Below are 21,687 nucleotides of genomic sequence, written 5' to 3' on the forward strand. Positions count from 1 at the left end.
ATATAACGTCGGGATCGACATTTTATTGCTTAAGGGGCTGATCGAAAGGCATACGGAAGGTACATCCTTCCTTCCAACGTGAACAACCATAGGCCGTCTTTCCTTTGATGATGGTGCCTTGACCGCAAAGGGGACAGGGCGTGCCTTCCAGCGCCGTGGTAGCAGAAGCAGACTGTGGCTGCTCGGCGGTTGACTTAGGTTGTTCGGTGGCTGTCTTGGTCTTCTTTTGTTTCTTCTTGGGCGCTTTCTCCTTCGGTGCATCCTTGGCTTTGGGGGCGGGGGCTACCTCGATGGTCACGCGACGGTTGCTCTGGTCGGCAATGACCTGTCGCACGATGTCGTTGACTTGGTTCTTCAGCTCGTCGATAAACACTTTAGGGTCGTATTTCTGAGCTTCGATGTCGCGAAGCTTCTTTTCCCAGATACCAGTCAGTTCGGCACTCTTCAGCAGTTCCTCACGAATCAGGTCGATCAGTTCGATGCCTGTTGGCGTGGCCACCAGGTTCTTGCGCTCTTTCTTGATGTAATGGCGCTTGAAGAGGGTCTCGATGATGGCCGCACGCGTAGAAGGACGACCGATGCCGTTTTCCTTCATGGCACGGCGCAGTTCCTCATCGTCAACCAGTTTGCCGGCAGTCTCCATGGCACGCAGCAGGGTGGCTTCGGTATAGAACTTAGGCGGTGTGGTCATCTTCTCCGTCAGTGTAGGCGTGTGAGGCCCACTTTCTCCCTTGGTGAACGCGGGCAGGGTGCGCTCTTCTTCATCGGGCTTCTTCTCGTCGTCCTCGGTCTGCACATCCTTTGCATAGACGGCGCGCCAGCCGGCATCCAGGATGGTGCGTCCGGTCACCTTGAACTCAATCTCATCGACTTTGCCCAGCACGGTGGTCTGTGCAAACTGGCAGTCGGCATAGAACACGGCAATGAACCTGCGGGCGATGAGGTCGTACACCTTGCGCTGCATGTCGGTGAGGTTCTGGGGGACGATGCCTGTGGGGATGATGGCGTGGTGGTCGGTCACCTTGGAAGAGTCGAAGACCTTCTTCGACTTGATAAGTGGTTTGCCACCCAGGGCTTTCACCAGGTCGGCATAGGGCGCCTGACCCGCAAACTTCACCTGAAACAGGCCATTCATGGTTTGGGGGCACTTGGGATAGACATCGTCGGGCAGGAAGGTGGTGTCCACACGTGGATAGGTGGCCAACTTCTGTTCGTAGAGCTGCTGGATGAGGTTCAGTGTCATCTCTGCCGAGAAGCCAAACTTCTTATTGCAATCCACCTGCAACGAGGTGAGGTCGTAGAGGGATGGCGGCGTCTCTTTACCGTTTTTCTTCTCCACCTTGGTCACCTCGAAAGGCTTTCCCTCGATGGTGGCAAAGGCCTGCTCGCCTTCTTCTTTCGATGTGAACTTACCCGATGTGGCGGTGAACGTGGTGTCGCGATAGACGGTGGCCAGCACCCAATAGGGCTCGGGCTTGAAGTTGTCAATCTCCTTCTGGCGGTTCACAATCAGTGCCAGCGTGGGGGTCTGCACACGACCGATGCTCAGCACCTGACGGTTCTGTCCATACTTAATGGTATAAAGACGTGTGCAGTTGATGCCCAGTAGCCAGTCGCCCACGGCCCGGCTCAGTCCTGCCAAGTAGAGTGACTGATATTCGGTCTGGTCCTTCAGGTTGGCAAAGCCCTCGCGGATGGCCTCGTCGGTCATAGAAGAAATCCACAATCGCTGCACGGGGCACTTCACCTGTGCCTTCTGCATCACCCAGCGCTGGATGAGCTCACCCTCCTGTCCGGCGTCACCACAGTTGATGATGCTGTCGGCCTGCGACATCAGTCGTTCGATGGTGGCAAACTGCTTCTTGATGCCTTCATCTTCCTTCAGACGGATGCCAAACTTAGGGGGAATCATGGGGAGTGACGACAGACTCCACGACTTCCACATGGGCGTGTAGTCTTCGGGCATCTTCAGCTCGCACAGGTGACCGAACGTCCACGTCACCTGATAGCCGTTACCTTCCATATAGCCATCGTGCGAAGCTGTTGCACCAATAATTCGTGCAATATCTTTTGCCACACTGGGCTTCTCTGCAATGCAAACAATCATGCTTTGTTTCTTCTTTTTTATTATTTGGCAAAGGTAAGCATTTTTTAGTAATGGGCAAAAAGAAAGAGGGAAAAACCAGTGGTCTTTCCCTCTTTTATAAGTGGCTTTATGGATTACTGAGCCAGTTTGCCGTCAGAACCGAGCACATTCACAATCTTGTGGATGTACATCTTCTTCATGTTCTCGCGAGCGGGCTTCAGGTACTGGCGAGGATCGAAGTGATCGGGATGCTCAGCGAAGTGCTGGCGAATGGCAGCAGTCATAGCCAGACGTGAGTCAGAGTCGATGTTGATCTTGCAAACAGCGCTCTTAGCAGCCTGACGGAGCTGCTCCTCGGGGATACCTACTGCATCGGGCAGGTTACCACCGAACTTGTTGATGGTGTCAACCTCGTCCTGAGGAACTGAAGAAGAACCGTGGAGCACGATGGGGAATCCGGGGAGCTTCTTCTCGATCTCAGCGAGAACGTCGAATGCCAATGGGGGAGGAACGAGCTTACCAGTCTTGGGATCGCGTGTGCACTGCTCGGGCTTGAACTTGTAAGCACCGTGAGAAGTACCGATAGAGATAGCCAGTGAGTCGCAACCTGTGCGAGTAGCGAAGTCGATAACTTCCTCGGGCTTGGTGTAGTGAGACTCCTCAGCAACAACCTCGTCCTCAACACCAGCCAGAACGCCGAGCTCAGCCTCAACAGTTACATCGTACTGGTGAGCGTAGTCAACAACCTTCTTGGTCAGGGCGATGTTCTCCTCGTAGGGCAGTGAAGAACCGTCGATCATAACGCTAGAGAAGCCCATGTCGATACAATCCTTGCAGAGCTCGAAGCTATCACCGTGGTCGAGGTGAAGAACAATCTCAGGATGCTCGCATCCCAGCTCCTTAGCATACTGTACAGCACCCTCAGCCATGTAACGCAGAATAGTAGCGTTAGCATAGTTACGAGCACCCTTAGAAACCTGCATGATAACAGGAGACTTTGTCTCAACAGCAGCCTGAACGATAGCCTGCATCTGCTCCATGGTGTTGAAGTTGAATGCGGGGATAGCGTAACCACCGGCTACAGCCTTCTTGAACATCTCGCGAGTATTTACGAGACCCAAATCCTTGTAATTTACCATAATCGTTATTTACTTAAAATGTTTGATTGAAGTTTAATTTTTTCTGCCCGCAAAGGTAGTACATTATTTTTAAATAAAAGAAGGAATTGGATATTTCTTACCTTGTTTTCCAAGGAATAGCAACTCCTTTTAACCTACTTTTATTCTGATTTGGTAAAAATGCAACATGCAGTTGACAAAATCATTCGACCTATTCCGTGATGAGGTTCAGGAAGGCTTGATGCACGCTGGTGTCCTGATCTAATTCCGGATGAAAAGCGGTGACCAGCTGTTTGCCTTGGCGCGCTGCCACGATGTGTCCGTCAACTTCTGCCAGTACCTCGCACTGGGGCGACAGCACTTCCTTGATATAGGGTGCACGGATGAAGGTCATGGGCACGTTTTCGCCAATGCCTTTCACGGCGGCAGTGGTGTGGAAACTGCCCAACTGGCGGCCATAGGCATTGCGCTGCACGCTGATGTCCATGGTGCCCAGGTGCATGGGCGACAGCAGGATCAGGCCGGCGCAGGTGCCAAAGACGGGAAGTCCCTCACTGATGGCCTGGCGGATGGGTTCGAAGAGGCCCAGGTCGTGGAGCAGTTTTCCCTGTGTGGTGGATTCGCCACCGGGAATGATCAGTCCGTCTTTCGGTTGCTGCCAGTCGGCCAACTGGCGCACCTGGAAGGTCTCTACGCCTAAACGGTGGAGCATTTGCTCGTGTTCGGCAAATGCTCCTTGTAGTGCTAATACAGCTATTCTCATGACGCTTATTTTCCTCGTTCTGCCATCAGAAGCTCGATCTCGTGCTCGTTGATACCAACCATTGCCTCGCCAAGATCCTCTGAGAGCTCAGCCAGCATCTTAGAATCCTGATAGTTGGTGACAGCCTTGACGATGGCTGCAGCGCGCTTGCGTGGGTTGCCACTCTTGAAGATACCACTGCCCACAAACACGCCCTCAGCGCCCAACTGCATCATCAGGGCAGCGTCGGCAGGTGTTGCTACGCCACCAGCGGCAAAGTTGACAACGGGCAGTTTTCCATTCTCGTGAACATACTTCACCAGCTCGTAGGGAGCCTGCAACTGCTTGGCAGCCTCGAAGAGCTCGTCCTCGCTCATGCTCACCAGACGGCGAATCTCGCTCTGCATCATGCGCATGTGGCTCACGGCCTGTACCACGTCTCCTGTGCCGGGTTCGCCCTTGGTGCGAATCATGGTAGCACCCTCGGCGATGCGGCGCAATGCCTCACCCAGGTTCTTGGCACCGCAGACGAAGGGCACGTCGAACTTGGTCTTGTCGATGTGGTAGATGTTATCGGCAGGGCTCAGCACCTCGCTCTCGTCGATGTAGTCGATCTCGATGGCCTGCAGAATCTGTGCCTCGGCAATGTGACCGATACGGCATTTAGCCATCACGGGGATGCTCACGGCCTCCTGAATGCCACGAATCATCTTGGGATCACTCATTCTTGACACACCGCCAGCGGCACGGATATCGGCAGGAATGCGCTCCAGCGCCATCACGGCACAAGCACCTGCTTCCTCGGCTATCTTGGCCTGCTCGGGTGTTGTCACATCCATAATCACTCCGCCCTTCAACATCTGGGCTAACTCACGGTTAAGCTTTTGTCTTTCGTTTGTCATTTTCTTATTTCGTTATAGTTGATAATCTGTTGGGGAAACAATCTTTTATATAGTTTTGTTTGCGGTGCAAAGGAACGAAGAAAACGGGAGAATACCCCCGAATGTTCCGTTTATGGTAAAAGAAAGCACAATTTGGTAAAATAATAGCTCGATGGGCATCGAGTGGGGGAGCCAGTTTCTTCCTTCAATAGAGGGCGAATGGCAGGCCTGTTCCTGGCGTTTTGCGGGCTTATATTGTCGCTTTTATGTACCAATAGTTTGGCTCTTATTTCGGTTATAGACTCTAGAAAGGATGATTCCAGACTCTAGAATGGGTAAATCTAGACTCTAGAACGAGTGCATCTAGACTCTAGATAGCGCATTTCCAGACTCTAGATGCGGTGCAAAACTTACCGAATTGCAAGGCAATAGTGCCACTATTAGAAACTAAAACAGCCACTATTACCACGTAAAACAGCCGCTTTCCTTTCGCTTTATAGTGAGAATAACGAAGCCAGCGACCAGTCTTTCCATATCAACCTTTGTACAAAAGAAAAGGGAGTGCGCAAATATGCACACTCCCAGTGAATGGTATCGATTATTTAGTTTACAAGGGATAGTCCTCGAATGCGTAGAGAACGGTAGAGAGGTAGCGCTCGCCGGTGTCGGGCAGCAGCACAACAATCTTCTTACCTTTGTTCTCTGGGCGCTTAGCCACCTGGATGGCTGCGTAGAGAGCAGCACCTGCAGAGATACCTACCAGCAGACCTTCCTGCTGAGCAATCTCGCGGCCCGTGCGAATAGCATCGTCGTTCTCTACATCGAATACCTCGTCGATAACGTCAGAGTTGTAGGTCTTAGGAATAAAACCTGCTCCGATGCCCTGAATCTTGTGAGGTCCGCTCTGACCACCATTCAGCACAGGGCTCGACTTGGGCTCCACAGCGATGATCTTCACGTTGGGGTTCTGCTCCTTCAGGTACTTACCAGTGCCGCTGATGGTACCGCCAGTACCCACACCGCCGATGAAGATGTCAACCTGACCGTCGGTGTCGCGCCAGATCTCAGGACCTGTGGTGGCATAGTGCTTAGCAGGGTTGGCACCATTCTCAAACTGCTGCAGGATCACACTTCCGGGAATGCTGTCGCGCAGCTCCTCGGCAGCGCGGATGGCACCTGGCATACCGTCTTTTCCTGAGGTAAGACGAACCTCGGCTCCATAGGCTTTAACGAGGTTGCGGCGCTCTACACTCATGGTTTCAGGCATGGTAAGGATAAGGTGGTAGCCCTTAACGGCTGATACCAGAGCCAATCCTACGCCCGTGTTTCCGCTGGTGGGTTCGATGATGGTGGCGCCGGGTTTCAGAATACCTTTCTGCTCTGCGTCCTCAATCATCGCCAGTGCGATGCGGTCTTTTACACTACCGCCGGGGTTGAAAAACTCTACTTTGGCAATGACGGGAGTGTCCAGTCCTTGTGCCTTAGAATACTTGTTGAGCTCCAAAAGTGGGGTGTTGCCGACGAGCTCGGTCAGCTGTTTTGCAATTTTACTCATAACCTTATCCTTATTGTTTAATTTGTCCAATGACGTTTTCTTTTGTTGTCTCTCTGTTTTTTTTGTGATGCTTTTAATGATCAATCATCTTGACATCGTGATTATTAATGTTCGACGGTGCAAAGTTACGGCGTTTTTCTCATCCCCACAATACCACGGGTGGGTTATTTGCATACCATGAACGTGGTATTTTGGTGAAAAAAGTCTATAAATCGTGGTCAACCATCGCTGCAACGCACGAGTCAGACCACACGTTTTCGGCTGTTTCCACCATGTCGATAATGGTGTAGATAGGCAGGATGATGCCCAGCACGGCAACAGGTGCACCGATGCCCGACATCAGTGAGAGGGTGAGGAAATAGCATCCCATGGGGACGCCAGCATTACCCACGGCCGACACAACCGATATGACGAGCCATAGGAGGATGGTGCCAAGGGTGATGGGCTCGCCGCCTTGCTGCATCACAAAGAGTGAGGTGACGAGGATAAATGCGGCACAACCGTTCATGTTGATCGTGGTACAGATGGGCAGCACAAAGCGGGCGATGTTTCTCTTGATGCCGAGTCGCTCTTCGGCTGTCTCCATCGTGACGGGTAGGGTGGCTGCACTGCTCTTGGTGAACAGCGCCATCAGTACGGCAGGCACCATGCGGCTCAAGACGTGAACAGGATTCAAGCCCCTCAGCAGCAGGAACAGCGGCAGCACCACGAAGAACTGAATCACGTTGCCACCCAGTACGACCAGGACATACCTGCCAATCGAATCGGCGATGACGCCTGCACTGACCTGTGCGGACAACTGTGCCGAGAAGGCTACGATGCCCAGCGGCAGTGTGGCGATGAGCCAGCGTATCAAGAGGAAGAGCAGTTCCTGCAGCCCGAGCAGTCCTTTGGTGACGACGGCCTTGTTCTCGCTGTCGGGCAGTTTAGAGAGTCCAATGCCGACGGCAAAAGCCAGTAGCAGCAACGACAGGACATTACCCTCGAGCACGGGCTTGACAATATTGTTGGGGATGACCGAGATGAGGTGGTCGGCGTAAGATGTCTGAGGGCTGATGTCCGATGGCTGAGAAACACCACTTAGAGCATCTATGGGCAGTAAGCCAGGAGCCACGATAACATAAAGCACAGCACCTACGGCAGCGGCGGCAATGGTGGTGAGCAGGGTGTAGCTCAGGGTGCGCACGAAGACTTTTCCCGTTCCCTTCGAACCGAATGTGGCCAGTGTGGTGATGACAGCCAGGATGATGGTGGGCACGGCCAACAACTGGAATAAGCGTGTGTAGATGGTAGCAATGAAGTTCATCACATCGTCGAGCCATGTGATGCCCAACATTCCCAAAACGGCACCAACGACGAGTGCCATAATCCAAATAATAGTTCTTTTCATTATAGTTCAAACGATAAATTCACGTAAATATTGCGTCCTTTCTGTGGAATGTGGCACCAGTCGGCATAGGTGGAATAGTATCTGTCGAAGAGGTTCTCCACGCCAGCCCTCAATACAATGTGGCTCCAGGCATATGAGCCCGACAAGCCCACAACCGTCCAGGCGTTTGTCTTCGTCTCGCCATACTTCTCGCCGTAGTTAGACTGCAGCGCATTTCCCTTCACTTCTGCCTGAAAGGCCAACGATCCTGTGGCATAGGAAAGACGTGTCTGGTAACTGAAGGGCGAGATCAGAGGCAGATAGTCTCCCTCGTCGTCGCGTCCGGTGCTGTAGCTGCCTTTGGCTTGCCACCGCAGACCTTTCACTGGTCGCCATTCGGCCGATAAGGTGGTATTGGCTATCGTGGCATGACTGATGTTGCCATACACCTTGACGCCTTCTGCTCCCACGGTCATGGCGCTGAGTCGGTTCTCGAACTGGCCGATGATGTAGTTGGAGAAGAAGAACGCGTTGGCATCAATTGAAAAATTGAAAGATGGAAGAATTGTAAAATTGAAGTTTGTGTTCAGTTCTATCGCACTCTCGTTCTTCAGACGTGGGTTGCCGATGTAGTCATACTGGTCGAATGTGTTGTTCAGGTAGTAACCATAGGCCTCTGTCACCGTGGGCGCACGGCTTCCCCATCCGGCACCAATGTTGAACTGATGATTGACAGTTGATAACTGATAGTTGGCTGCGATGCGACCGGTGGTCTGATGATACTGTTGATGCATGCCTGGAAAGAACACCCGCAAGGCTTTGTAACCTTCTTCGTTGTTCAGTCGCTGGTGCTGCCACGAGAGTTTTCCTGAGAGATGCACCGTGGAATGATCCGTCAAGCGGATGTCGTCGGTGATGGCTGCACCCATGTTCAGCGTGCCCACGTCGGGCCATGTGACCATGTACATGGGGGCGGCTCCGCCGGGATACATCGTCATGTCGGCAAAAAGGCGGTTGTAATAGCCGTCGATGTTCAGCGATACACCATTGGGCACACGAAGCCATGTGAACTGTGAGGTGAGCGTGGAGTAGAAGCCCGATGTCCAACTCTTGCCGGGCATGTCCATATGTATCTGCACGTCGGGGCGTGTGGTGTCGTCCATGATATGGGTGATGTGGTTGTAGTAGCCCTTGGTCTCCCACGATTCCCATATCGAGTTTTCGAACAGATGCTTGTAGGCCAGCGAGGTGATAAATGCTTCGGCCTTAGCCACATCCATGTTCAGTGCGGGATAGCCCACATCTGTGGCCCGGTCGTAGATAAACGTGCCTTCAAGGGCATCGTTGGGGGCCAGGCGATAGCCACTGTTCACAAAGGCGTTTACTTTCTGAAACTGCGAGAAGTCCACCTTGCGACTGCCGCCAGCTTTGTAGTTGTCGGCATGGCGATAGAACGCCCCTCCGTTGACGTAGAACTGTTTCGAAGAGTAAGCCCCGTCAGCGCCATACACCTGCACATGGCCATTCGTCTCGTAGCCGGTGTTTGCGTTGAACTTATAGATGTCGCGTGAATCAAGGTGGTGCAGAAAACCAGCCTTGCGCAGTTTCAGGTCCAGTGCGCCACCGATGTTGCCCGTAGCCTGTGGATTGCCGTTGAGGCCACTGTTCAGGGTGATGCTCTGCAGATTGCTGCTTTCTACATAGGAGGTGACGGGGTCCATCTTGTCCGTGCAAGCATAGAATATCTTCATGCCGTCGATGGTTGTAGATAACCTTTCGGTCTGCATGTTGTTCACCATAGGCTCCCACGCATACGAGCCGCGTCGCACCAGTTCTACATGGTTCAGTTCCTGCAGGTGCTCGTCGATGGTAGCCACCTGTCCTTTCGTAGAACGCTTTCCACCCTGTCCGCGTGATACAACTACCACCTCGTCCAGATTCTGTGACGAGGTGGTGAGGGTGTCTCCTAATAATATGGCTGATAGCAAAATGACTCCTATCATACAATCTCTTTTCTGTTATCGAATAGCTTTCTCTATGATTATATATGGTCGATCAATTATATGGTCACGTCCCAGTAAAGCGAACTCAGCTCGCTGTCGCCAGCCACCACATTGCCCTGTTCATCCTTGACCGTCAGGTGGATACGCCACAGGCCAGTCATCGTCAGGTTGATGGTGCCTTTGTAACTGCCATCCTCTTGTTTCACGAGTGGCGTGTTGTTGGGCGAGGTATGGTTGCCCATGTCTGGCATGCGTGGGTCGATATCCACGATAAACGTCTCGGTGGCAACCTGATACGGATCGGTAGCTTTCGCACTCTTTTTCGATATATAGGCTTGGATCTCGTTGGTTCCCGTCTCGAAGTCAGAGGGGTTCACCAGTGACAGGTAGTATGTGTCGTTGCCTGCCTTAAACGATTTCACCCAGGCCTGTCCGTCGGGTAGGGCGTTGACCACAATCTCGCGCTTGTCAATGCCACCTTTCGTGCCAAGTATCAACGCGTTGTACGACAGAGACCAGGAGCCGGCATCGCTGGTGTTCATGACAAACGAGACCCATGTGCGCTGCACGGCCAGGTAGTTGTCGTTGAAACTTTCTGTTTCGGGTCCCACTGGCGTGCTATGGTACATATCCATTTTCACCATGTGCATCAGTGGTGTCAGTCCAGAAATCTCGAAGTTCTTGATGTAGTTGCCTGTGGCCTTCTTGGTTGCCACAAAGAATACTTCGTTGTAACCATTGTGAAAATCACCAGTCTTCGTATAGGCAAACACGTTGTACTTGCCGTCAACCTCGGTCTGTAGCTCTGGCACGATCTTAAGTGTCTGTAGGAAACGATATACCTGTAGTGCCTCTTCTGCAGAACAGCAATCTATGTCATCCGTGATGGTGATACCGGGAATCTCAATACCCGCCTGCACGCCGTCGTCGTTGCTGTTGCAGGCTGTCAGTGCTACAACGACTAAAACTAAAAACAATCCTTTTACTTTTTTCATATTCCTTACCTTTTTTAAAGTCCCCTAAGTTAGGGGATTAGGGGTCTGAACAGACGAGAACCAGACCAAAAATATTCTTTCTATGGGATGCCTGCGCCTGTTCAGACCCCCATCCCCCTAACTTAGAGGGCTTTTGACGATGCAAAGGTACAATGCTTTTCTCGCCCTCACAATCCCATGTTCAAGGCATTCGCATACCATGATGAAGGTATAAGATAAAGGTGAGGGGGAAATCGACAACCTGCAGTGGTCGATTTCCCCCTCTTTTTTGTATAGTCTTAGGAATTAATTAATATCCAGGGTTCTGTGCAATGCCAAGGTCTTCACCGCTCAGACCTGTGGGAATAGGCTGGCGATAGTGGCGTCCGCGAACGTTGTTGTATTTAGCACGCAGGTGGTTGTGCACCTTGGTGAAGTAGGCCTCCTGGTCGGCATTGTAGGTGTTGCCAAGTGCGGTCTTCCAGTTGTCGGCAAAGTGCTTATAGCTGGCTACCTTCTTAACGCTGCTAATCAGGTCCTTCCAACGATAAGAGTTGAATACCGAGAACTGCTCGTAGGTAAACTCATAGTCCCATTCACGTTTGATCTGTTCGAAGGTGGGAGCGCTGACCTCTGCGATGCCTGCACGGCGACGCAACTGGTTGAAGGGCTCTGCAGCCTCGCTGTTGCGACCCAGTTGTACCAGGGCCTCAGCCTTGATGAGCAGTACCTCTGCATAGCGGATTTCGATGCGGTCAACGCTGTTTTTAGTGATCTCCAGATTCTCGGCGTCTTCGTAGCTCTGATCAACTCCTTTGCCGTTGATGGGCGTATATACGGGTGAGTAGTAATGGTAGATCTTTTGATCTTCAGGGTTTTTGACTTCAATGAGGTAGGTCTCTGCCAGTCGCTTGTCGTTGGGTTGTTCGCGTTTCCAGTCGTCATACAGGTTGTCATCTGCCACCTCGGTGTGGTTCTGTGTGTAACCATTGCCGTTCTCACCATTCTGGAAGGGGAATGTCCACGAGCAGTGTGTCTGGTGGTTGCCCTGGGCATCCACTTTGTCGCCATCGTGAGCAATGGTGAACAGATGCTCGTTGGTGCCGCGCTTGTTGCTCTCGTAGTCACGACCATAGAGTTTGCTGAAGTCGGGGTCGAGTGCCAGCAGACCGCTGTTGATCACTTTGTTTGCATATTCCACAGCCTTCTCCAAACGACTGTCTGTCTTTGTGAACTGAGGGTCTGTCTGGCCGGCAGCAATGGCTTGCACCTCTGCAGCAGAGAGCGGGTTGTCGCCCCATACCAGGTAAGTACGAGCCAGCAGTGCCTGAGCTGCCTGTTTTGACGGTGTGCGTGGGTCGCCGTCGTAGTCTTTCAGCAGTGACTCAGCATCGGTGAAGTCTTTAACCACCTGAGCCAGCACGTTGTCGATGCTCTGTCGTTCTGTTGTAGAGCCGCCATTCTCTGTGAATACGGGCACTTCTCCCCACAATTGGGCCAACTTTAGATAGGCCAAAGCACGCAGAAACTTAGCTTTACCAACTGCAGCGTTGTAGCCTGCTTGTGTGACTTTTCCGGCTTCCACCGAATTGTTGATTGTCGTGATGGCCTCATTGGCCTGAGCAATGCCGAGCAGCAGGTGGTTGAAAATCTTAACTTGATACCACGTGGTGGGCTCCTGTTCGAAACGGCTGTTGACCGGACCAGCTTCACTTTCCTCACCTTCGAAAGAAATGAGCTTGTTTGAGTTCAGCTCAATGATGAATGAGAACGACGATGACAGGGGCTGCCAGTGACTGTAAACACCATTGACGAGCGAGAGGGCTGAGGCGTCATCGGCTACGACATTCTCATCGGTTACCTGATTGTCACTGTCATTGCTAGAGCATGACACAAAACCAAGTGAAAGGGTTGTTGCCAAAGCGGCACTGAGTAGGATTCTTGCTTTCTTCATACTGAAATCTCCTTTTTACCTTTAGTTAATACAATAATGTTTATTTCCTCTTTTTATGTTAGTTGAATGATTACAATGAGATGTTCACGCCAAACACGAAGCTACGCGATGAAGGATAGACACCGCTGTCGGTGCCACTGGCCACTTCGGGGTCGTAGCCCTTATAGGATGTAAGGGTGAAGAGGTTTGATGCCGTTGCATAGAGGCGAAGACTTTCAACTTTCCATTTAGCACTGTCCACTTTAAGATTGTAGCCAATGGTCAGGTTTCTGAGTTTCAAATAGCTGGCATCCTGTACGTAGCGACTGTCTATGTAGCCGATAGGACGAGCATTAGAAGCTAGGGGTAGCGTGTTGCCGCCATGACTTGGTGTCCACGAGTCTTTGATAGTGCTCAGCACGTTGTACGAGTCGTTGGTCAGTTCCAGTCGGCGGCCCAGCGCATTGTACACCTCGTTGCCATAGCTGCCGGCAAACGATGCAGAGAGGTCAAAGTCGTGCCATGTGAGTTGTGTCGAGAAGCCATAGACAACGTCTGGTTGGATGCTACCCAGAATCTGTCGGTCGTTGCCGTCAATGTGACCATTGTCGTCGGTGTCCACGAACTTCAGATCGCCTGGCTTAGGCGTCTGTCCGTTGATGGTGGGCAGCTTGCTTACGTCCTCATCGCTTTGCACGATACCTGCAAACCGCAGTCCGTAGAACGAGCCCAGTGCTTCGCCGCGTCTTAGAATCTGCTGGTTGTCTGAACCTTGGATTACGTTGTTCGTGGTGCCCATGTTGGTGATCTCGTTGTGGTTGTAGGCTACGTTGGCCGATGCTGTCCAGCGCAGTCCCTTGCGCTGCAGCAGTGTTGCGTTGACAGCCAGCTCGACACCCTTGTTCTCCACGTTTCCCACGTTCTGCAGTTGGGTGGTGACACCCGAAGAGAAGCCCATTGGAACCACCAGCAGCAGGTCGCTGGTCTTCTTGTAGTAGGCATCAAACACCACGCTCACACGGTCGTTCCACAACCCCAGGTCTATGCCAAAGTTGTAAGATGCCGTCGTTTCCCACTTCAGTTTGTCGTTGGCCGTGTTCTGTTTGGCGTAGCTACTGCTGCCGCCATATGAGCCAGTGGCGTAACTGGTGGTAAAGGCATAGTCGCTGATTTCCTGATTGCCCACCAGACCACCGGTCAGTCGCACCTTTAGGTAGTCGATATCGTGAATACCCTGCAGAAATTTCTCCCTGTCAACATTCCACGACAGTCCCAGTGAAGGGAAGTAGCCCCAGCGGTGGTCTGCTGCAAAGCGACTGCTGTTGTCTGCACGGAAGGTGGCAGTGGCATTGTAGCGGTCGGCCAGCGTGTAGTTGACGCGGGCGATGAAGCTGTTCAGTTTGGCTTCACTGATACCCGTCTTTGGCGTATATATCTCGGCACCGTCGCCCAGATTGTATTGCTTTAAGCTCTCGTTTGTGAAGTGGTTGGTGCGAATGGCACTATGTGTTGACGTCTGTGTCTGGCGTGTGTATCCGCCCAGAATGTCGATATGCTGCTGGTCGAGGTCCAGGTCGTAGGTCGCTGTGTATTCCTGTTGCCATACGTCCGTCTGGCGGTTGCCTGTACCACCAATACCCTGTGTTGCAAGTCCCAGCGAGGTGTAGGCACCCGAGAAATAGTTCTGTGTGAGTTTCTCGCTGTTTAGTCCAAGAGAGGCCTTAAGGGTGAGGTGGTCGATACGTAGCGTAGTCCAAATGTTGCTCAAAAGGTAGTTGTTAATATTTTCGGCCACGCTCTCCCTCAGGTCATAGACAGGATTTGCGGAATGATCACCTATGGCAAAGTAGGCATATTCGTACGGATTGCCGAAGTTATACGAGCCATCGGCATTGTACACGCTTACCACTGGTGGCATCAGCAGTGCATAGACAAAGCTGTTGGTGATGCCTGCCGAGAAGGGCGATGAGTTAAACACCTTTGCCTCGGCGGTGGTCAGTCCTTGTTGTTTGGAACGTCCGTAGGTGGCATTGACGCCAAAACGCCAGTCTTTCTGCAGCTCCCATTCCACGTTGGTGTGGAAGTTATAGCGCTGGAAATCAGAGTTCAGAATCACGCCATCCTGATCTGTGTAGTTGGCTGAAAAGGCATAGCGGTTTTTCTCTGTACCACCATTGATGCTCACTTCGTGGGTTTGCTGGATGGCCGTGCGTGTCACGGCATCCTGCCAGTCTGTGCCTTTACCCAGTGCTGCAATCTCAGCATCGTTGTAGCCACCTTTATTACTATAGTAGTCTTTCTGATACTGTGCCCATTCGCTGGCGTTCAGCAGACTTAACTTCTTGGCAATGTTGCTCACACCCAGTGAGTAGTTATAGCTCACGTGGGCTTTCCCGTCGCCAGGCTTTCCTTTCTTGGTGGTGATGAGAATCACACCATTGGCACCGCGCGAGCCATAGATAGCTGTGGCAGAGATATCTTTCAGTACCTCAATCGATTCGATATCATTGGGGTTGATGGTTGCCAGCGGATTCAGTGAACCCTCGATGGCTCCGATGCCTGTACTGTTGTTGGCAGCATCTTTGAAGTAGATGAAGCCATCGACCACATAAAGAGGCTCGTTGCTGGCATTCACGGAGTTTCCACCACGGATGCGAATATGGCTGTCGCTGCCAGGCTGTCCGCTACTGGCTGTCACGTTGAGGCCTGCCACTTGTCCGCCCAAGGCAACGTCCAAAGTCGGTGCAGTGACCTTTTCAAAGATGTCGGCTTTCAACTTCGTTACGCTACCAGTCAGTTGCGTGCGTTTCTGCGTGCCATAGCCCACTACCACTACCTCGTTCAGCTTGTGGTCTTCCTCTTTCAGTGCCACCATGATGTTTTTGTCATCGCCCTTCACACGAATGGTCTGCTGTTCGTAACCGATATAACTGATCTTTAACTCTGACGGAAATGATGCCACGTCGATTCTGAAGTGGCCCTCGGCATCGGATACCACACCCACGTGATTGCGGGCGTCATAGATTGTTGCACCAATGATGGCTTCTCCCGTCTCGGCGTCGGCTACCTTACCAATAATGGGGGCAGCCAACGCCGCAAGGTGGGAAACAATGGCCAATGCTAATAAAGTTAATCGTGTTGTCTGAAAACTCTTCATACCTTATCCTTCCTTTTCTGTTTAATACTTTTGACGGTGCAAAGGTACGGCGGTTTCGGGGCTCCCACAATCCCATGTGTGCGGCATTCGCATACCCTGTGTGTGGTATTTGACTGCTGATGGGCAAAAAAAATGCTGCTTATCCGGTTTGATTGGTCGGATAAGCAGCATAAATTCTATTGTGCAAAAAGGTGAAGAACTATGCCTTTGTTCTTCTTAGTTTGCTTTTCAGACGTTTATAGCCCTCGACGCCAAGAATGGTGAGACCACCATATTGGCAGGTCTTGGCCAGTCCGAAGAGCACTGTCCACAGGATGCCTTTGGCCGTTACGCTGATGGGCAACAACATCTGGGCGAAGGATAGGATATAGAATGGTATGCAGCACAGGAGCACGATGACACCTGTTCTGAACGACAAGGACTGCAACCACTGTTTTATTTTCTGGATAGTCTTCATTCGATACTTTCGGCAATGCTTTGTAATACGTAGTCAAGAATCTCGGGCGTGTGAGTCTCAGAGATGAAGTTGCCCTCAAACTGCGACGGACTCACATAGATACCTCGACTCAGCATGTTGCGGAAGTAGCGGGCAAAGCGCTCCTGATTGCTGCACTTGGTATCCTGGAAATTGTTGACAGGCTGATCGTTGAAGAACATGGTGAACATAGAGCCACAGCGATTCAACTGGATGCCCTTGCCTGCAATGATCTGCTCCAGTTTGGCAATGAAGGCATCGCTCTTAGCCTCGAGCTCGGCATAGAAACCAGGGCGCGACAACTGTGTGAGTGTCTCGATACCTGCTGCCATGGCAACAGGGTTGCCACTCAGTGTGCCAGCCTGATAGACAGGTCCTTCGGGGGCCAGCACCTTCATGATGTCCTCGCGACCACCAAAGGCAGCAGCAGGGAATCCACCACCCACGATCTTACCAACGGTGGTCATGTCTGGCTTGATGCCGAAACGCTCCTGGGCACCACCACGCGACAGGCGGAAACCGGTGATCACCTCGTCGAAGATGAGGATGGCGCCATGCTGTTCGGTCACTTGGCGTGCTGTCTTCAGGAAGTCTTCTGTAGGCACCACCACACCCATATTGCAAGCCACAGGCTCCAGGATGAGCGCTGCCACCTGATCGCCATGCTTGGCAAAGAACTGCTTCAGGGCATCGACGTCGTTATAGGGCAGTACAGCCGTATATTTCACAAAACCTTCGGGCACACCGGCCGACGAGGCGTTAGAGATATTGGCTACACCCGAACCTGCTGATACCAGCAAGTGATCGGCATGACCATGATAGTTGCCCTCAAACTTCACCAGGATGTCACGGCCCGTAAAGCCACGAGCCACACGGATGGCCGACATGGTGGCCTCGGTGCCACTGTTCACAAAGCGCAGGCGCTCCATCGAGGGAATAGCCTCGCGCACCTTTTCTGCCAGTGTGGTCTCTGCCAGTGTGGGAATGCCGTAGCTGCTGCCACGACCCACTGCGTCAATGGCTGCCTGACTCACGCGCTCGTTGTTGTGACCCAGGATGAACACACCCCACGACATGCAGAAGTCGATAATCTTATTATCGTCGATGTCGGTGAAGTATGCACCTTTAGCCTCCTTTACAAAGAGGGGCGTGGTGCCCACACTCTTCAGGGCTCTCACCGGACTGTTCACACCGCCGGGAATCACCTTCTGCGCCTGTTCAAAGGCTGCAGCTGATAACTTACGTTCGTTTATGCCCATCGCTGCATGTACTCTTTAGCGTAATACGAAATGATATATTGTGCACCGGCGCGCTTGATGGCGATGAGGCTCTCGAAGACCACGCGCTGTTCGTCGAGATAACCCAACTTGGCAGCTGCTTTCAGCATAGAGTATTCACCGCTCACCTGATAGGCTACCATGGGCACCTGTGGGAAGCGCTCCACACCGCGGGCTATCATGTCAAGATAGGGCATGGCGGGCTTCACCATGGTCCAGTCGGCTCCCTCCTCGATGTCAGCAGCGATCTCCTCCAGACCCTGGTCGTGGGTGCGATAGTCCATCTGGTAGGTCTTGCGGTCGCCAAAGGCAGGAGCTGAATCAGCTGCGTCGCGGAAAGGACCATAGAAGGCAGAAGCATACTTGGCAGAGTAGGCCAGAATCTTACACTTGTCGCGCAGACCAGCCTCGCGCAGACGCTTGTCGAGGGCCTCAATCTGTCCGTCCATCATGGCTGAAGGAGCCACGAAGTCGGCACCGGCCTTGGCGTGAACGTATGCCATCTCGGCCAGCAGGGGCAGGGTAGAGTCGTTCTCCACGTCGTGGTCGTGCAGCAGTCCGCAGTGTCCATGACTGGTGTATTCGCACAGGCAGACGTCGGTGATCACGCATACCTCGGGCTGGGCAGCCTTGATTGCCTTCACAGCACGGCATACCAGTGCATCTTCAGCGTAGGCCAGCGTGCCACGCTCGTCTTTCTGACTGTCCTCGATGACACCAAAGAGCAGCACCTTGTCGATGCCCAGTGCATAGCACTCTTTCACATCTTCTACCAGTGTGTCGATAGAAAAACGATAGATGCCGGGCATGGTACTGATTTCGTCCTTAACGCCCTCACCTTCTACTACGAAGTAAGGATAGATAAAGTCCTTGACGTTCACGGCAACATCGGCATACTTGTCGCGTGTGGCCTGATCCTTGCGGAATTCTCTGAATCGTTTCATAATTGTTGTTGTTTTATTCTTTTTTGTAAGTGTTGTTCGGTTATGGGGCCTCTGGTCTCTAGCTGCTTGTCTGTGGGAATGAAACCATACAAGCGTATGAAGTTGTCGATGGTAGAGGGCGATGTAAACACGATGCGCTCCACCTCGCTGAGATTGACTTTCTCTGCATGCTCGGGCATGCGGTTCACGTAGGCCGTCACGCATTCCACCTCGAAACCTAGCTCTCGGAGACCTTCGGGAATAATGGGCAGCGCCAGGTTGGATCGTGGTATCAGCACGCGTCCACAGGGCTGATGGCGAAACCATTCGATGACACCGTATGAATTGTCTTCCTCCACTTCGCTCATCGCTTCTATCCCTGATTGCTGCAGGGCTGCGGTCGTCGTGCTGCCGATAGAGACGATCTGCCGCGCTTGGGCAAAAAGCTTCCCTACGTATTTGGCGGCATATCTTGATGTGAAAAGCACATAGTCGTAGTTGCTGATGTTGTCAGCAGCACGCTGCAGGGCAGAACGGTCGTCCACTGGTACTATCTCAATCAGTGGCGTGTGGATAAAATCCTTGTTTGGCGAGGTCAACCCTGTGAAGAGTGTTTTCATAAGATGCTCTCTTTAGCAAAAATGGTTTTCAGATCGTCACGTCCTTTGAGTGCCGTGATGGCCAGGCGACCCTGCATGGGGTGGGTGGAGAATGGAAGCACTTCTGTTATCTCATCTTCCATGCCCAGTCGCTTCAGTGCACAAGTGGCCACGATGGCGGCATCCACTTTTCCGCTGCGTACCTGTTCTACGCGGTCTTCTATGCAGCCGCGGATGCTGACAATCTTTAAGTCGGGGCGCAGTTGCAGCAGTTCTGCTCGGCGCAGCGGAGAACTGGTTCCTACAGAGCTTCCTTCTGGCAGGTCGGCCAACGAGATGTGGTCGCGGCTCACCAGCGAGTCGGTTTTGTCGAAGGCTTCGTAGAGCGCAATCACCTCCAGGTCTGGATGCAGGTTCTCTGGCAGGTCCTTGGCCGAGTGAATGGCTATGTCTGCTTTGCCGGTCAGCAGGGCAGTGTCGAGCTCGCGCGTGAACATGTCATCGGGCGCCTCGCCGTTCAGCAGTGATATCTTCTGATGTTTATCGCCATAAGACTGGCGGGTGATGAGTCTGTAAGGAGTATCGGGAAAACGACCGAACACCTCTTTCACCTGTATCTGCGACAGTTTGCTGCTGCGAGCGGTCACGCGAATGGCTTTCTTATAACGTTTGCGGCGCTCCAGTGTCTCACGGAGTTCTGCGATAGCTTCTTCTATGATTTGTTCTGCTTTCTGCACCTCGTCTTGACGGATGGAGATATTCTCTTTTACTTTCAACTCTACGTCATGTAGGTTGTAGAGCTTCACGTTCTCCATCTGTGCCACGGCGGGGTCGATGTCACGAGGGAAAGCTAGGTCAATGGCCAACAGCGAGCGTCCTGGCGTCAGATCATCGGGATGGATAATGGCATCGGGCGCTGAGGTGGCACTGATCAGGATGTCGGTGTCCTTCAGGAAATTATGTTTATCTTCCAAACGGAAGATGTCTATACCGAAAGGTTCGGCCATGCGTCGTGCTTTCTCTTCGGTGCGGTTGGCCAGGAACACCAGCTTCGCTTTCTTGTTTTGCAGAAATTTGATGATCTCCTCGGTCAGCTTGTTGACACCGACGATGGTGATGCGTGCATCTTGCAGGTTGATTTGTTCCTGTTCGATAATCTCAATGGCTGCCAGAGAATGGCTGACAGCACCCTGACTGATCTGTGTTTCGGTGCGTACGCGTTTTCCTACCTGCAGGGCTGTCTCGAAAAGCTTGTGTAGTTCGGTGGGCAACTTCTGTGTCTGCTTGGCCAGAGTGTAGGCCTCTTTTACTTGTCCTTGTACGGCTCGCTCGCCTATGATTGCCGACTCCAATCCGCTGACCACTCTGAATAGATGGCGCGCCACCTCATCAGGAACCTCGCCACTGCCATGGTAAAGTTCCATGCGGTTACAAGTCTGAAGAAATACAGACGGCGTGTCGCTTTCGTGTTTGACCTGTCTGAAGTATTCTTCTCTGTCTGCCAGTGATGTGTGTTGGTGATTGATGGATTCGTATTTTATCATTTCCAGTTTGTGTTTTTAATCCAATCTACAAAAAAATGAACGTTCTCAATGGGGGTGTCGGCCAATACGCCATGGCCCAGATTAATGATCCAGCGGGGATGCTTTCTGAAGAAGGGCTTGTAGGACTCCAGTGTGCGTGCAATGTTGTCTTGCGATGCAAAGAGCAGGTGAGGGTCGAAGTTGCCTTGAAGTCCCACCTCGGGATGAACCATCTCGCGTGCCTCAGTGAGTGATGTCTGCCAGTCGATGCTCACGAAGTCGCAAACGTCGGGCGTGATGTGTCTGAGTCCGCATCCCAATCCTTTCGGGAAGAATATCAGGGGGATGCCCATTGAACGCACGGCATCGGTGATGCGGCAAACGGCGGGCAGGAAGAGCTCGTTGTAGAGTTCTATGGGTACCAAGCCTGAATGACTCTCAAACAGTTGGAACGCATCTATGCCGTGCATGATCTGCTTCTGGGCATAATCGATGGTCAGCTCGGTGATGGCGTTGATGAGTTGTTGGGTCTCTTCACGACGCTCGTAAAAGAATAATTTCGCATCGGGGAAGGTTGACTTGGTGCTGATGCCTTGCAGCATGTAGCAGAGAATGGTGAGCGGCGCACCGCTGAATCCGATGAGAGGCACCTCACTTTGTTCCACCACGTGGTCGATGGCCTGATAGACATAGTCCAGCTTCTCGGGCTTGATGTCCAACTGGCGGAGTGGATGTTGTTGTGCTGCTAGCGGATTGTTGAATCGTGGACCATGGTCGGTCCAGTCTATCTCCATTCCCATAGCCATGGGTATGGTCAGAATGTCGCTAAACAGAATGGCTGCATCGACGCCCAAGTCTTGTACTGGCAGCAGTGTCACTTTAGCAGCTAGTTCTGGGGTGGTTATCAGTTCGGAAAAGGTGTGGTGCTTTCGCATCTCTTGGTAGCTGGGAAGCACGCGACCTGCCTGTCGCATCATCCATACTGGTGGACGATGACACTCCTTGCCGAGCAGTGTTTTCAGAAAAATACTATCCATGTAGTGTTTGTAATATCATTCCAATAGTTTTGCGG

Annotated in this window: 16 protein-coding genes; all 16 read right to left on the reverse strand. The window is 52.3% G+C overall.

Features of this window, described 5'->3' with window-relative positions; all coding sequences use genetic code 11:
* Positions 1-22: 22 nt before the first annotated feature.
* The 16 genes from T496_RS0101150 to hemE all read right to left on the reverse strand — a co-directional run bounded on the left by T496_RS0101150 (position 23) and on the right by hemE (position 21,652).
* Positions 23-2,107 carry a DNA topoisomerase 3 gene (locus T496_RS0101150; protein WP_027449112.1) on the reverse strand — a complete coding sequence of 695 codons (2,085 nt, stop codon included), beginning with the start codon at positions 2,105-2,107 and terminating at the stop codon, positions 23-25.
* A 113-nt stretch (positions 2,108-2,220) separates the two neighbouring features.
* Positions 2,221-3,225, reverse strand: a complete 1,005-nt coding sequence (locus T496_RS0101155; protein ID WP_027449113.1) for a class II fructose-bisphosphate aldolase — start codon at positions 3,223-3,225, stop codon at positions 2,221-2,223.
* Positions 3,226-3,415: 190 nt separating this feature from the next.
* The gene (gene pdxT, locus T496_RS0101160) at positions 3,416-3,967 is read right to left on the reverse strand and encodes a pyridoxal 5'-phosphate synthase glutaminase subunit PdxT (RefSeq protein ID WP_027449114.1); all 552 of its coding nucleotides are present in this window, start codon (positions 3,965-3,967) and stop codon (positions 3,416-3,418) included.
* Between the two features lie 5 nt (positions 3,968-3,972).
* Positions 3,973-4,848, reverse strand: a complete 876-nt coding sequence (gene pdxS / locus T496_RS0101165) for a pyridoxal 5'-phosphate synthase lyase subunit PdxS (protein WP_027449115.1) — start codon at positions 4,846-4,848, stop codon at positions 3,973-3,975.
* Positions 4,849-5,434: 586 nt separating this feature from the next.
* Positions 5,435-6,382 (reverse strand): cysteine synthase A, encoded by a 948-nt coding sequence (gene cysK, locus T496_RS0101170; protein WP_027449116.1) that lies wholly within the window; start codon positions 6,380-6,382, stop codon positions 5,435-5,437.
* Positions 6,383-6,587: 205 nt separating this feature from the next.
* Positions 6,588-7,772, reverse strand: coding sequence for a dicarboxylate/amino acid:cation symporter (locus tag T496_RS13145; RefSeq protein WP_052342009.1), 1,185 nt, complete (start codon positions 7,770-7,772; stop codon positions 6,588-6,590).
* A complete protein-coding gene (locus tag T496_RS0101180) occupies positions 7,772-9,754 on the reverse strand; it encodes a TonB-dependent receptor (protein ID WP_027449117.1) in 1,983 nt (660 codons plus the stop codon). Before T496_RS0101180 ends, T496_RS13145 begins: the two co-directional genes overlap by 1 nt.
* Before the next feature lie 56 nt (positions 9,755-9,810).
* Positions 9,811-10,749: a FixH family protein gene (locus T496_RS14300; RefSeq protein WP_027449118.1), complete on the reverse strand. Its 939-nt coding sequence runs from the start codon at positions 10,747-10,749 to the stop codon at positions 9,811-9,813.
* Positions 10,750-11,038: 289 nt separating this feature from the next.
* Positions 11,039-12,682: a RagB/SusD family nutrient uptake outer membrane protein gene (locus tag T496_RS0101190; protein WP_027449119.1), complete on the reverse strand. Its 1,644-nt coding sequence runs from the start codon at positions 12,680-12,682 to the stop codon at positions 11,039-11,041.
* Positions 12,683-12,752: 70 nt separating this feature from the next.
* Positions 12,753-15,818: a SusC/RagA family TonB-linked outer membrane protein gene (locus T496_RS0101195; protein ID WP_027449120.1), complete on the reverse strand. Its 3,066-nt coding sequence runs from the start codon at positions 15,816-15,818 to the stop codon at positions 12,753-12,755.
* Positions 15,819-16,017: 199 nt separating this feature from the next.
* Positions 16,018-16,275 carry a hypothetical protein gene (locus tag T496_RS0101200; RefSeq protein WP_044110315.1) on the reverse strand — a complete coding sequence of 86 codons (258 nt, stop codon included), beginning with the start codon at positions 16,273-16,275 and terminating at the stop codon, positions 16,018-16,020.
* Positions 16,272-17,552 (reverse strand): glutamate-1-semialdehyde 2,1-aminomutase, encoded by a 1,281-nt coding sequence (hemL, locus tag T496_RS0101205; RefSeq protein ID WP_044108990.1) that lies wholly within the window; start codon positions 17,550-17,552, stop codon positions 16,272-16,274. The genes T496_RS0101200 and hemL overlap by 4 nt, the downstream gene beginning before the upstream one ends.
* Entirely contained in the window at positions 17,543-18,514 is a 972-nt protein-coding gene (hemB, locus tag T496_RS0101210; protein WP_027449123.1) for a porphobilinogen synthase, read from the reverse strand. The genes hemL and hemB overlap by 10 nt, the downstream gene beginning before the upstream one ends.
* Positions 18,511-19,113 (reverse strand): uroporphyrinogen-III synthase, encoded by a 603-nt coding sequence (locus tag T496_RS0101215; RefSeq protein ID WP_027449124.1) that lies wholly within the window; start codon positions 19,111-19,113, stop codon positions 18,511-18,513. Before T496_RS0101215 ends, hemB begins: the two co-directional genes overlap by 4 nt.
* Positions 19,110-20,636 (reverse strand): glutamyl-tRNA reductase, encoded by a 1,527-nt coding sequence (hemA, locus tag T496_RS0101220; RefSeq protein WP_027449125.1) that lies wholly within the window; start codon positions 20,634-20,636, stop codon positions 19,110-19,112. Before hemA ends, T496_RS0101215 begins: the two co-directional genes overlap by 4 nt.
* Positions 20,633-21,652 carry a uroporphyrinogen decarboxylase gene (gene hemE / locus T496_RS0101225; RefSeq protein WP_044110317.1) on the reverse strand — a complete coding sequence of 340 codons (1,020 nt, stop codon included), beginning with the start codon at positions 21,650-21,652 and terminating at the stop codon, positions 20,633-20,635. Before hemE ends, hemA begins: the two co-directional genes overlap by 4 nt.
* Positions 21,653-21,687: the final 35 nt, after the last annotated feature.

Source organism: Xylanibacter brevis P6B11 (genome assembly GCF_000621825.1).
In the GTDB taxonomy this organism is placed as follows: Bacteria; Bacteroidota; Bacteroidia; order Bacteroidales; family Bacteroidaceae; genus Prevotella; species Prevotella brevis.